Genomic DNA, 14,341 nt, shown 5'->3' on the forward strand with positions numbered 1-14,341 from the left:
TCGGGCTATGCTATTTCACCGACCAGCTTAAGGACATCGGATATTACTGTTTTATTATAATAATCCAGTTCAGTTTTTAATATGCAATAACGTCTCCGGATCTACCTTTGGCATCAAAGACTTTGAATAGATATTTCTTGCCCGCTTGAAAAGGAATTGCGCCATTTACTTCTTTTGATTTCAATGTCGGTGTGCTTCCATTCTCTGTATAATAGACTTTGAATCCGGGATAATCGGTGTTGATATAAAGCAGGTTACCCTCTTTTTTTATTCCAAGCTTCGGAAGGCGATAGGTATAACCCCCATCAATAATATCCAGTTTCTTCAATTCATCCTCGCCTAATTTCTTAATAAAGGCCGTATACGACTTACGATAGGTTGCTTCATCATAAGAATTGCCTTTTTCCCAAGCTTGTTCCTGTGCCCAGGCGCGATCGGCAATAGCAATTAATCGAGGGAATATCATCTCTTCAAGGCGTTGATCTGTCGATACTTTTTCGGCCCATAGTGCACCCTTGATGCCGAGCAGGTTTCTCTTTCCTTCAGCAGTAAGCTGCTCTTTGTTGGTATAAGCTTCTTTTACGAGATCTTTTCCGGTATCATCTTTACGAAGATTAATGAAGAAGTTTTCCGGTGAGAAAGAATAGGTTCTGTTCAGGTTTACAGTGCCGACCCAGCTATGGCCCGGATCTGCAAAGTCGCGGTCCCATGACATATCCAGATAGTTATTTGCCGCACTTGTGTAGACAACTTTATAGCCTGCATTTGCCAGTCGGTAAGCTAAATCTTCCTGGCCTTGACCCGGAAGGTTATTCCATACATTGAGATGGATGCCGGATTTACCCAATTCGGCGTTAACTTCCATTCCTTTTCCTTTATTGCGCATGCCCATCTCTTCCCATCCTGACATCGTCAAACCCTTCTCTTGAACGAGCTTGTTGATTTTGGCAATATATATTGGCCATACATCAAGTACATTACTGATGTTATTATCCTTCATGAAAGCAAGGATTTTTGGTGATTTTTCCCAGACACCACTCGGTGTCTCATCACCTCCCAAATCGATAATTTTCAACGGTACTCCAGCTTTTTCATGGATAGCTTTGATTTCATCGACCACTTTGCTCAGGAAATGATACGTTGAAGACAGGGCAGGGTTCATCACATTGTCGTTCCAGTTTTGCGCGGAGTTATACACAGATTTGTCATCCGCATCATCCAACAGGAATTCCTCAGCCTTTTGCTTATCACCTGCCTTCGTAAAATGTGCAAAGCGCGCACGCATTGCTTTGATTGCTGCACGGGCATGCCCTGGTGTTTCTACTTCAGGTATTACATCGATATGCCTTGCTTGTGCATATTTTAAGATTTCGATATAATCAGCTACGGTGTAGAATTGATGTGCTTTTGCAGTCGCACCAGAACCGTAAGCAGGTTGAATTCCCTTACCGTCTTCGAAATTAGCCGTACGGTTGGCACCTACTGCAGTCAGTTCCGGTAAGGATGGGATTTCCAATCGCCAACCTTCATCGTCAATAAAGTGGAAATGGAACTTATTTAATTTGTAGGAAGCCATCAGATCCAGGATGCGTAACACTTCTGCTTTGCTATGGAAATTACGGGCCGCATCCAACATAAAACCTCGGTAGCCATAACGAGGACTATCTTCTATTTTTGCATAAGGTAAGGCAATGGATTTGCTCGTTTTATTCCATTGTTGATGATTAATCAAGGATTTCAAAGACTGTATAGCATAAAAAGCGCCAGCCTTATCCGCCGCTTCTATCCGGATACCTTTTGCATCGATGTTTAGGCGGTAAGATTCAGGTTTCAGATCGTTTGCTTTGACGATAATAACACCATCTTGTTTTTCCGGGCTCGTTGACAACTTGATCCCTGCGTATTTGTTGAGGAAATCTGTCAGAAAGCTTGCTTCGGAAGAGAATTCGCTAGCGATAAATACTTTTGTATTTGTCGATATATTGAATTTTGCATTATTGTTGATACTGATATTGCTGGGTAAAGGGATAATGGCCTGCGCCTCTATACCTTCGGTAAGTTTATTTAGGGCATACTTATGAGACCAATAATCCGCTTTTTCAGCATCGGATTGAGGTGCTGTTTTCACCGCGTTATAGTTCTGAATATCTGTTGAAAGCCCAGTTTTGCTATTTTTTATGTACAAACCGATTGGTCCATCGGTATAATTGACAAGTCCTGTTGTAATGAAATCAATATGGATGGTATCCTGTGCTTTTAATGAAAAATTGGTTTTCTTAAAGCTCACTTGAAATAGATCGCCATTCCTGTGGTCAATGGCAAATCTTTTATCTACTTTATCAGGATCAATGGATCTGATAAAATTAAACCAGAGACTCCAATCATTGAGCTGTATCGCACTTTTGCCCTTATTTTTCAGAATGATTGTTGAGACAGGGTTTTTACGGATGTTCTGGCCATCCTTGACCTGCCAGGTGAGTTGCAGCTGATCTGCAATCGTGCTCGATTTTTGAGCATATGCTGCTTGGCTAAAAAGTGCCATGCCAAGACCAGCATAGAGTAGAGGATTTTTAATTTTTTTAAAATTAGTCATGTTGGTTACTTTTTCAATGAGTCTAAATATAGCTATTTTAGAGGGTTTTGCGATCTATTTAGAAAAAAATGAATAAAAATTTCGATAAAATTTTGACAGATTTAGAAAACTTTCTATATTTGCACACCGAAACAGAAAACGGCCCGTTCGTCTAGGGGTTAGGACGCAAGATTTTCATTCTTGAAACAGGGGTTCGATTCCCCTACGGGCTACACAAAGCGACTTCAAAAGAGTCGCTTTTTTTATGATAAAACCCTCGTCTATTTTCGAATCTCTAGCTCAACTTTTTGTTTATCTGCTAGAAGATTATCTGCTTGGAAAATATCTAGTCATCTGTTCGGCTGTCGATTGGACACAAACTCATTTTTTAAATTCGTTGATAAAAAAACTCAGGACGCCCAGATTCGGGATAATCGCAGATCCGGGCGTCCTGTGGGTTAAAGTTGTCTGCTATGATTTAAAGCAGGAGACATTTCCTGCGAAATCAGCGATATAAATAAAATCACCATCCACAGTGATTTCTGAAAAAATAGGAGCACCCAGGTTGAATTTTGAAATTAGTTTTCCTTCTTTGCTGAGCATATAGACGTAACCGTCCGAAGCACCAAAAAGTAGTTTGTCTTTGGTTGCAACGACCGCTGATTCCACTGTTCCGACCGGTTTGTGTTGGTCAGGACTGCTATAAGGGGAGGTATATACCAGCGCCTCGTCCGTGGAAAAATGCCATTTCTCTTCTAAGGTTTGAAGGTCGTATGCTTTTATTCCATTTGTAGATGTCGGCATGACCAACAGGTCATCGGAAATTTTAGGAGAGGCCATGACTTTAAAATCATCTGTTTTGATGCTCTTTTGTATGATTTCGCCAGTCTGTAAGTTTAGCTTAAATAAACCATTGAGCCCGGCTGTATACAGATAACCGTCTTTTGCGGTAACGCCGCCGCTTCTAAAACGTAGCCCATCCTCTTGGCGTCTCCAAAGGAGTTTTCCAGTTTGGATATCATACGCACATAAGGCATTCCAGTTGTATCCTGCTAATAAGGTTTGATCTACGACCGATAGTTCTGCTGGAGTCGCTTCGCCGCCCGATGGATCGACACCTTCCCAAAGCACTTTCCCGCTATGGATGTTAATTGCTGACATACGCTTGCCTAGGCCTGCATAATAAATTCCTCTGTCAAGTGCTGGGCCAGATACGAATGTAGGAAGGCTTGGATTGGATGTTTTTTTTGTCCACAGGATTTTGCCTGTGTTTGCGTCGATGGCATATATATTTGTTTCGACATCAGTTGCGAGTAATATACCGTCGCTGTAGCGCAGTTTATGTTTGATGGAATTAATTGTTGGCAATGACCACAGCGTTTTTCCGGTGCGTTTATCTAGTGCTATAATGGAATGATTGGTTCCAATACCATCGTCCATCGTCGCAACGAAAAGTTTGTCCCCGACAATCAGCGGACTGGTTTTCCAAATATTTCCGTTTACAGCAGCAGACCATTGCAGTTTCATGGTACTTTCTGCATGGCCAGCCAAATTAAAAGACTGTCTTTTTAAGGCTTGTTCTCCATTTTGATAATGAATAGTAATGAGTGCATCATATTGTCCCTTTTGTTTTACGAAAGGTACCTTTGCTTGCCATAACCAGTCGCCAGAAGAAGACAGCTGTACGCTAGTAAGACGTTTACCAGTTTCATGGGCAGAGATTTCCACGGCTACCTTTTGTATTTTTCGCTCACTGTCATAAGCGCTGACCACGATTGGAAGAGTTTCTTGAGTGTTTATTTGTTGGTCAGTGGTCGGATGTACCAGTTGGATATGGTCACGTAGATTGGTATAAATAGGCTTAATATCTTTGATTTCTTGTTTGTCGATATCGACCACGACAAACTGCGCTGCCGAATTATCAATTCCTCCCTTATTGGGAGCGTTTGAACAGACAACATAAACTCCCTTTTGTTTAAAAACAAAATTGTTGTGCCAATGGCCGTAAAACCAAGCCTTCAGATTATATTGCATCAAGTCAATTTGCTCTTTCTCACCTTTCAGGATAAAGTCTGGGCCAGCGAAGAAATCATGATTGATAAAGATCAAAGGTTTTGATCTGTCCATTGCTGCAAGATCTTTCTTAAGCCAGGCGATGATCTGGTCGGCAGTGTAACTTGGCTTATAATCTCCATTTGGCATTGGTGTCACGACAAAGTGGGCTGGACCAGCATCAAAAGAGTAATAGGTCGGGCCAAAGAGGTCTTCAAATAGCTTTTCTCCATATTCTCCTTTTACGAGATCATGGTTGCCCACCGTATAGTATGTAGGCCTGCCCATCAGTTCGGAGTTTACTTGCTTGGCATGAAAAAGCATACCTGGTTCATAACAGATATCACCGGTATGCATAATCAAGCTCGCCTTTTGCTGCTGGGCATAATTTCTGACGTTATCTATCCATGGGCCATAGAGAGGCGTTTCGGTATCCGTAATTTGGATAAATCGCAAAAAATCTGTTTGTTGTACAGCATCTTTGGTTAAGGCGAAATCTAAATTTTTATGCTCAGCACGAAGCGGGATATAATGTGTTTTAGTCGCCTTATATCCACTAGGGATGGTAACAAACAAAAAGCGGGCGTTTGGATTGTGAGGTAAGGTGTATGTTCCGGTATTATCCGTTTTTACAACATCATAACCGTCAGATACAACAATTCCGGCAAGTTGTTTTTCGTTCTGTTCGAACTGATTGTTTGCATTCTGATCTTCAAAAACGCGACCTACCCGTTGCTGTGCAAATAAGGGCGCGATCGGAAGTAGAAGGCATGTGATTAGTTTAGTTAATTTTATCATAGTTTTATAAAGTAGAGCCAGCTGCTCCCGGGGGGAGAGCTGGCTCTTTATGGTTAAAATCAAACCGTTATTTCCAGCCCATTGGCTGTTCTAATTTTGGGTTCAATACAGTTTGTTCGATGGGTATCGGAAAGTAATAGTATTTCGCTTCATTGAAGCTTCTTGGGCGCTGTGGTGCTTTATCATCCAAAAACATTACCTTCCCTGAGGTTTCGTTTTCAAGATAGAATGTTCCTTCATTCACATAAAATTTTACAATTTTCTCCTTTACAGCTGCAGGGAGGTTTGCTATTGGCGATTCATCTCCTTTTTTAAGGATGGCGATATCAGCGACCCCATCTCCGGTTACATCTATTCCACCTAGGGCAGGAATATACATTCCCCCTGGAGCCTGAGCAAGTAAAGCTCCGGCTTTCCAACGATAAAGATCATCAAAACGGAATCCTTCACAGGCGAGTTCAACACGACGTTCTCGGCGAATTTCTAAAAGTACGCCTTTATTGACACCAGAGACTGCAGGGTATTGGTTGGCGAGATATGCATCTGGTGTCGCATTGGCAACGGCAAGATTTAAAGCAGGCATACCTACACGACTGCGAATCTTATTTACAGTAACATCAATATCAGCTTGGGTCAATTTTCCTAATTCAGCTTTTGCTTCGGCATTAATTAATAGGATCTCCGCGTAACGCATGATAGGCAAATCGGTATAATTAAGTTCCCAGCCACCACGCAGTGCAGGATCGCGAGGATAGAACTTAATTTGAAGCAATCCCCCAAAGTCAGGACGAGTGATATAAGGCGTGCCTGCGGCATTATTACTAAATCCTGGAGGCATTATTGTCTCTGCAAGACGTGGGTCGCGATTCTGGAAAATCTCTGAGAAATTTTTCTTACCATAATTTGCCACTGAAGTAAATGGGGTACCATCTTTCATTAGGAACTCGTTGGCCAAGTTAGCACTTAGCGCCCATTGCCAATCTAACACTGTATGTGTATTATTTGCAACGCCAAGATCGCGACTATTTTTTTGGATAAAGATGATCTCTTTATTGGTCGATAAGTTATTGCTAGAAAAGAGCGCGCGATAGTCCGTTGCGTTATTTCCTGAAATTACAAATCCACCGTTATTTATGATTTCCTGCGAGGCAGATGCAGCTCTTTCCAAAAATGTCGCTGCTGTGTTTTGTAGATTTAATTCTGTGTGGTATTTACGGAAAGTTCCCTCGTGAAGCGCGATCCGTGACAATAGGGTCAATGCGCTCCATTTTGTTATATAAGAATTGTCTGTCCTTGCCGGCAGTACATTTGCTGCTGCAAATTCTAGATCTTTCATAAGGGAGTCGACCACCGCGGTACGTGGGTCTTTTGCTTTATATAGATCTTCGGAGGAGGTTCCCAATACTTGAGAGTACCAAGGCACGTCGCCATATTTTTTTACCATCTTATAGTAGAAATTTGCACGGAATAAACGAGCGATTCCTATATAATGGTTAATGACAGCAGGATCTCCGCTTACTTTTCCGACATTGTTTAGCATATAATTGACATCACGCAATGGTGCCCATACATCCTTATCCCAACCCTTGACGGTCGCAGGAGAAAGCGTGCCCGCTAGGAGTGTTCTGACTTCAGCATTTTGATCGTTGTTGCTCAAGGCAATATTATCCGAATATAAGTCTGTATACTCAGCCCGCATTTGTTTGTAAAGACCATTTGTGTATGTGGCTAGATCTTCAGGAGTATTAAAAAGACCTCTTTGGTGATAGCAGATCCGGAAGTTCGATCAAGGTAGTCTTTTTTACAGGATACTCCTAGGAATACCAGCGATGCTAAAGCGATATAATTGATACGTTTCATTTTTTGAGTTTTAGAATTAAAGATTCATGTTCAGACCGAAAGTAAATGTCCTTTGAAAAGGATAAGCTGCCTGTACCCGATTCGCTGATGATGGATATAGACCGCCCAAAGATTCTGGATCCAATTTTACCTTGAGGTGTGAAATCTCGAAGACGTTTTCTGCGCTAAAGAAGAAACGTACTTTATGCAATTTGATGCGTTGTAGTACGGATGCAGGCAACGTATAACCGAGTGTCAGATTTTTTACTCGCATATAAGCCCCATTTTGCATATAGCGTTTATTGGGTATGCCCAGTTGCTGGTAGTTATCCTCCGCAGAATAAGCGCGTACTGCCGGGAAATAAGCATCCTGATTTGTCGGTGTCCAATGATCAGCATTTTGTGCTGTAGGGTTAGTCCAAGGTTGTGCATACACACCCCAGAAATAGATGTTGGATCCGCCTGGGTACCAATCGCGTTTTCCGATACCCTGTAAGAATACGCGGAAATCAAAACCTTTCCATCCTGTAGAAAGGTCAATACTATAGGGTAGTCTAGAGCTATTGTTGCCGATGATATGCATGTCTCCTGGATCATCTACAGTTTTCTTACCCATATCTACTTTGCCGTCCCCATTGCGGTCTGCAAAGATCGGATCTCCGGCATAGAATTTATAGGATTGGTCATCAGTTCCCATAGCAGTTTGATTCGGATGGTCTGCTACATCAGCATCACTTTTGAAAAATCCAGTGATATCAGCTCCCCATATTTCTCCGATTTCTTGTCCGACGTAATTGTTGATCCAGTTGTTACCCAGAGATTTGCTTGGGTTGTCAAACCGTGTTATCCAAGATCTGTTATCAGCTAAGGTAAGAGCAATATTATACCAGAAAGGTGAACCACCTAATTCTTTGCTATCGCGCCAAGTCAGACGCAGTTCCCAACCTTTGGTTTTTAAATCACCGGCATTTTCCACGGGAACAACTGTGCCAAATGGGCCTGGCAATACTTTCCCCGGGACCAGCATGTCTTTGGTGTAGCGTGTATATTTGTCAAAATTAACGCCCAACTTGCTGTTGAAGAAATTCATATCAATACCCGCATTGACAGTTTGTATTGTTTCCCAAGTAAAGGTGTCTGAAACGGCATTGGGACTATATACCGCTTGCGGTTTTCCGTTACCCAAGATATAATCCGTTTGCTTGTTGGTCATAATGGGAATGTAAGGGTAAGTATCACGGTAAGGATAATCAGAATTGTAATTGAATAACTGATTGCCCAAAGAACCATAAGAACCCCTGATCTTTAGAAAATCCATGGCCAGCGCGTTTTTTATCGGCTCAAAAAAGTTTTCTTTTGAAACGGCCCATCCTGCGGAAATAGATGGAAAAAATCCCCAGCGATTACCTGCGGGAAAACGAGACGAGCCATCAAAACGGCCATTGAACTCTGCTAAGTATTTTTCTTTATAATTATAGCTAACACGGGAGAATATGCCTTGCACTGCCCAGTCTTTAATTCGCTCATCTTTGGAGATATCTCCAGTTGCGGTTCCGATAGAGGGAACAGACGAAGATATTAGGCTTAGGGCTTTGATCCAGTTGGTATTATTATAATTATATTCCTGGTTATAACCGACCATTGCCTGCAGATAATGATCTCCGAATTCTTTATGAAAGTCGGTATAGATATTATAGACATTATACCGAGTCGTTGAATTGTCATTCCTTGCATAGGTATTTGAAAAGGTCGGTGTCAAGATCGCTTCTGGGCCCGTTTTGTACATGGATGGGACATCGTAAGAACGCGTTAGGCCAGAAGTCCGTCGGATTGTTGCATCTGCATTTAAATCCCAAACTCCTTTGATTAATGAAGCTTTGGCAGCAAATGTCGTTACAAATTCATTGATGCGATCATCTTTTCTTCCTCCTTTTTGCAATGCGCCGAGTACCTGAGCACCCGCTCTTGTCCAAGTGCCATCTGGGTTGAATGGTACATCTAAAGAATTTGTTCGGTTAACATTCCAGAAGAAGTCTCCGTCAAGAAATACCGGTGCTTCATAATTCGTACTGGTTAAAAGTGTGTTGTTGGAAACTTGCAGCCAACTGGTTACATCAAGATCAACTTTTCCCCTGACATTATACCGTTTGTAAATATCATTTCCGTATTTTAAAAGCCCATCTTGCTTATAATAATCACTGGAAAGGTAATATCCGATCTTATCAGATTTCTTTGCGATGCTCAGATTAGCGTTGTAAGTTGGAGCTGTATTGTTATAGGCTTCTTTTAACCAATCTGTTGTGCCTGTATACACCCAATCTTGACCATTGTCGGACAGGGTCACAGCGGGTAGCGACGGATCTAGCGAACGTTTTTTTGCATATTCACGGGCAGATTCTGGATAAAGGTTATACAAAGGCTTGCCTGCTTCGTTCTTGATATCCATGACCTGATAAGGATCCGTAATAAATTTGGGTAACTTTCCTAAAGTCCGATAGCCAACATTGCTGCTGAAAGAGATATCTAATTTGTCGCTCTTCGCTTTTTTGGTAGTGATTAATACAACGCCAAAACCACCACGCGCGCCATAGATAGCTGCAGAGGCCGCATCTTTTAATACAGATACATTCTCGACGTCATTTGGATTGATTCGAGCAACCTCATCTGCCGAATAAGGAATATTATCCACCAATATTAGCGGTTCTCCACCATTCAAACTTGTAAAACCACGTACATTAAATGAGGGATTGGTGGTTGCACGTCCATTAGAACTTGTGATATTCAAGTTGGGGATTAACCCTTGTAACCCGGAGCCAAGATTTGCGATCGGACGGCTTTCCAGTTGTTTGGACGATATCATATCAACGGCTCCGGTGAGATTCACTTTCCGTTGTGTACCGTAGCCAACAACAATAACCTCATCCAACTGTGAGTTGCTTTCTTGCAAGGTCACATTCACTGTACGCTGGCTGCCTATTTGCACACGTTCTGTGGTATAACCCATATATTGAAATACCAATACAGCGTTCTCCGGTATACGAAGTTTGAATTGACCATTGGCATCGGTTTTGGTCGAAAGTGTAGCATGGCCTTCGACGGATACGGTAACACCAGCTAGTGTAGACTCTGGCCCGCGTACAGTACCTGTTATCTCGATATCTGTGCGTTGTTTTTCTGAAATGACGATCGTGTTATTGAGAATCTGATATGTCAGGTTCTGACCTTTAAGAACTTTGGATAAGGCCTGCTGTATAGGTCCGTGATCGACATGGATACTTACAGGTTGCAAACTGTTCAATAGTTTTTCATCATAGAAAAAACGGAGATCGGTTTGTTTTGAAATTTCTTGCAAAACTTTCTCTACCCGTACTTTTTTTAAGGAAAGATTGACAGTCTGTGCCGTCCCCGACGCATGGGCTCCAAGAGCGAGGGAAAGCAAAGAAAGAGTGCTTAACTTTATCATACATAAAGTTTTAAAGGCTGGAGGGATACGGAATCCCCGATCTTTCTCCTGCCTTTTCATTGGAGAAAAAAAATTCATAAATTAGAATGATTTTTAAGGTTTTAAAATTTCTGTTGGTAATCAGTAAAATAAGCCTTGAATTTAACCGGGGATGCGTCAACATCCCCTTTTTTGTTAACCACAAGGCGCTAAAGTTGATGTCTATACCATAGGCCGTTTAATATTTGGGTAATTAGTCTCATTGTATTATAACCTTTCGTCCGATAATATCAAATTTGCGTCCCGTGGCAAGAGCCAAGATCTGCAATACTTCTGAAAGTCTGCTATTTCTGCTGATGGAACCTTTATAGGTTGAATTTGCTCCGATTGTCTCCGTATTTTCAAACTCAACATCATACCATCGGGCGATCTGAAGAGAGATATCTTTGAAATTGTTGCCATCGAAATAAAATTCATCCCGTTGCCAAGCTGTATTTTTTGTCAGGTCAGTTGTTGTAACTTTGATATCGTTTGTTAGCGATGTTGTCGCCTGTTGACCTGGCTTGATAATCGTTTGGTTGCCTTCTTTAAGGACTTTCACGCTGCCTTCCACTAAAGATGTCGAAACCTCATCGTGATAGGCATTAACATTAAAAGTTGTTCCAAGGACTTCAATTGTGGTACCGTTGGCATTGATCCGGAAAGGTCTGTTGGTATCTTTTGCGACCTCAAAATAGGCTTCCCCAGTTAAAGCAACTTGGCGTTGATTGGCCTCGAAATGTGTGGGATACGATAATTTTGTAGAAGCATTCAGCCATACTTTGGTTCCGTCTTCAAGAATAATCATATAAGAACCCGCTTTTGGGACATCAACAAGAAAATTCTTTCCTTGTTGATCGGAGGATTGCTCAAGTCGCTGGACAAATGGATCGGCTAGTTGTTTTTCTTCTCCTTTTGGAGTTATGATTTTGGCATAATGCCCTCCAGGAAGGATATCATTGTGAAAGGCCTGATCCTGTGAAGGTACTTCCGCAGCCAGTTCCAGCGGCTTTTGATCCGGCGAAGAAATTCTGTTGTACATCCAAAGGCTGCAGCCTGAAACGGCTACAAGCATCGCTGCCACCATCCATTTGGATCGAAACCAAGTTAGTCGTCGGATGGTAGGAGCAGGTTCACTAAATAGCTGTTCCTCTAGCTTCATATTGATACGTGATGCTAATCCTGTTTGGTATTCTTTCGTTAATTGCTCCTCCTCGGGTTGATCCTGTGCATAAAACCAGTGAAGAACTTGTTGTTCTTCCTCTGCTGTACACTGGCCTTCCAGATACTTTTTGAGCAAAGCTTTAGCTTGATCTGACGATTCTTGTTCCTTCATACAGACCTATAATCGGAGAAGGAGAATAAAAGTACCGAAGAAAATTGAAATTATTTTTAAACAACTGATAAACAGTGGTATATTTTTATGAAAGGCTTTTTTTTTCGTGCTAACCTTTAGTTAGGAGAGATATAGGGAGTTCGCCTGCTAATATAGTGGCTTGGATGGCCTATTTTGATATAAAGATATAGCGGAGATTTTATTTAAAACGAAGCTTTAACCAACCTAAGGCTAACGAAATGTTGTTTTTCACGGTTTGTTCGGATATGGCTAGTTCCGAAGAAATATCTTTGATCGACATGGATTCCTTTCTGCTAAGTGAAAATGCCGATTTCATTGTTGTGGGCATTTTTTCGATTTCGGTGTCAATCAATACCGCTAATTCTTTTGCCAGAAGCTCCTCTTCGGATGTCGGGGACACCCCTTGAAAGCTTGCCAGTAGTTTTTCGGCACGGACAATTTTTTTTTGTTCATTTATTGTCCAGTCGATAATCTTATACTTAGCCGCTTTAAATAGATACGGGTATAGCGAGTATTCTATTGTGATATTAAGACGCTGATTCCATAGTGAAACAAATACTTCTTGCAAAATGTCTTCACTATCTTCGGTACAGGAGATACGGCGTTGAATAAAACGGAAAAGTATGTCTGAATAGCGATTGACTAATTCAGAAAAAGCATAACGGTCATCCGCTTGAATTCTGATGAATAGCTCGGTGTCGTCTAACTGTTTCATAAGTACCGCAATTTGTGCTAAATATCCCTTAGTTTAATGAGGTCAAATTTATAATTGTGGTGTTAAGTTAATATTAAAAACAAAAGATTTGATGCTATTTTTTTAAACAAACGATTGCATAATCTCCATTTATAACAAAAACCGTCAGTTTTCTCAATAAATAGCAGGAAAACTGACGGTTTAAAAGAATGTTACCAGAAAATAATCTAAAAAAACAGGACCCTACAGGCGAGCGTCCACTAATTTTCGATCTAATATTCCTTTGATATCGAATACAACGGAAGGATTCTTTTTTAAATTTTTGAGATCTAGATGTAAGAACTCTCGATGTCCTACAGCAAGAATGATACTGTCATAATTGCCAGACTGCGGAAGAGTTGTTAATAGGTCAAGGCCAAAATGTTTTTTTAACTCATCAGGGTTTACCCAAGGATCATAGATATCTACTTCCAGACCAAATTCTTTGAGATCTTGAATCATGTCGACGACCTTGCTATTACGAATATCCGGACAGTTTTCCTTAAAGGTTACACCCAATACTAAAGCTTTTGCGCCATCGAATTTGATGTTCTTTTGTATCATCAGTTTGACGACCTTGGAAGCGATAAATGAAGCTACTTGATCATTAACCTCCCTGCCTGAAAGGATGACATGTGGATGATAGCCTAATTGTGTTGCCTTTTGAGCCAGATAATAGGGATCTACTGAAATACAGTGCCCACCGACCAAACCGGGTTTGAAACGGAGAAAATTGTACTTTGTTCCAGCAGCATCAAGCACGTCCTGCGTATCTATACCAACGCGGTCAAAGATCAAAGCGAGTTCGTTCATAAACGATATATTGACATCACGTTGTGCATTTTCAATAACTTTAGCTGCTTCGGCCACTTTGATTGAAGGAGCAAGATGTGTACCTGCGTGAATAATTTGTTTATAAAGTCCATCCACAACAAGTCCTGCCTCGGCAGTACTTCCTGAGGTTACCTTCATCACTTTTTGCAGTGAATTAACCTTGTCTCCAGGATTTATGCGTTCTGGTGAGTATCCAACAAAGAAGTCCTGATTAAATTTCAAACCTGAGTTTTTTTCCAAAACCGGGACACATTCTTCTTCAGTACACCCGGGATAGACCGTGGATTCATAAATAACCAGATCACCAACTTTTAGGAGTTCACCGATCATTTTGGAGGCAGCCAACAGTGGAGATAGGTCTGGCGAATTATAACGATCTATAGGCGTCGGAACAGTTACAATATAGACATTGGCATCTGCGATATCTTGAACGGTTGCACTCGCATCATACCCTTTGCGTTGTTCCGATGTCGTAAATAGATTCCTTGCACGTGTAAGCTCATCTGCAGGAGTTTCCAGTGTACGGTCTATGCCGGCTTTAAGTTCGTCAATACGTGTTTTGTTAATATCGAAGCCTATCACTGGAAAGAAATCAGAGAAAGCTATCGCTAATGGCAATCCCACATATCCCTGTCCAATGATGGCAATTTTTTTTATCTGAAAATCTGTCATATT

Annotated in this window: 8 protein-coding genes and 1 tRNA gene; 1 reads left to right on the forward strand and 8 read right to left on the reverse strand. The window is 41.4% G+C overall.

From position 1 onward, the window contains the following. Nucleotides 1–76 precede the first annotated feature (76 nt). Nucleotides 77–2,593, reverse strand: coding sequence for a family 20 glycosylhydrolase (locus AC07UV_RS08405; RefSeq protein ID WP_495183341.1), 2,517 nt, complete (start codon nucleotides 2,591–2,593; stop codon nucleotides 77–79). Nucleotides 2,594–2,733: 140 nt separating this feature from the next. Between AC07UV_RS08405 and AC07UV_RS08410 the strand changes: the two genes are divergently transcribed. Beyond that, a tRNA-Glu gene (locus tag AC07UV_RS08410) sits at nucleotides 2,734–2,805 on the forward strand. A gap of 238 nt (nucleotides 2,806–3,043) precedes the next feature. On the opposite strand, the gene AC07UV_RS08415 is transcribed toward AC07UV_RS08410, so the two are convergent. The 7 genes from AC07UV_RS08415 to AC07UV_RS08445 form a co-directional block, all read right to left on the reverse strand. Further along, nucleotides 3,044–5,422 (reverse strand): outer membrane protein assembly factor BamB family protein, encoded by a 2,379-nt coding sequence (locus AC07UV_RS08415; RefSeq protein WP_495183342.1) that lies wholly within the window; start codon nucleotides 5,420–5,422, stop codon nucleotides 3,044–3,046. Nucleotides 5,423–5,489: 67 nt separating this feature from the next. Further along, the gene (locus AC07UV_RS08420) at nucleotides 5,490–7,121 is read right to left on the reverse strand and encodes a RagB/SusD family nutrient uptake outer membrane protein (protein WP_495183343.1); all 1,632 of its coding nucleotides are present in this window, start codon (nucleotides 7,119–7,121) and stop codon (nucleotides 5,490–5,492) included. Nucleotides 7,122–7,150: 29 nt separating this feature from the next. After that, complete coding sequence (locus tag AC07UV_RS08425) at nucleotides 7,151–7,282, reverse strand: hypothetical protein (protein WP_495183344.1); 132 nt, start codon at nucleotides 7,280–7,282, stop codon at nucleotides 7,151–7,153. A gap of 16 nt (nucleotides 7,283–7,298) precedes the next feature. Then, on the reverse strand, nucleotides 7,299–10,724 hold the full coding sequence (locus AC07UV_RS08430; protein WP_495183345.1) for a TonB-dependent receptor: 3,426 nt from the start codon (nucleotides 10,722–10,724) through the stop codon (nucleotides 7,299–7,301). A gap of 238 nt (nucleotides 10,725–10,962) precedes the next feature. After that, complete coding sequence (locus AC07UV_RS08435) at nucleotides 10,963–12,078, reverse strand: FecR family protein (protein ID WP_495183346.1); 1,116 nt, start codon at nucleotides 12,076–12,078, stop codon at nucleotides 10,963–10,965. Nucleotides 12,079–12,277: 199 nt separating this feature from the next. Beyond that, entirely contained in the window at nucleotides 12,278–12,814 is a 537-nt protein-coding gene (locus tag AC07UV_RS08440) for an RNA polymerase sigma factor (protein WP_495183347.1), read from the reverse strand. Between the two features lie 222 nt (nucleotides 12,815–13,036). Then, nucleotides 13,037–14,338, reverse strand: coding sequence for a nucleotide sugar dehydrogenase (locus tag AC07UV_RS08445; protein WP_282251243.1), 1,302 nt, complete (start codon nucleotides 14,336–14,338; stop codon nucleotides 13,037–13,039). Between the last annotated feature and the right edge of the window lie 3 nt (nucleotides 14,339–14,341).

It is taken from the genome of Sphingobacterium sp. GW821-FHT03E03, from assembly GCF_059420745.1.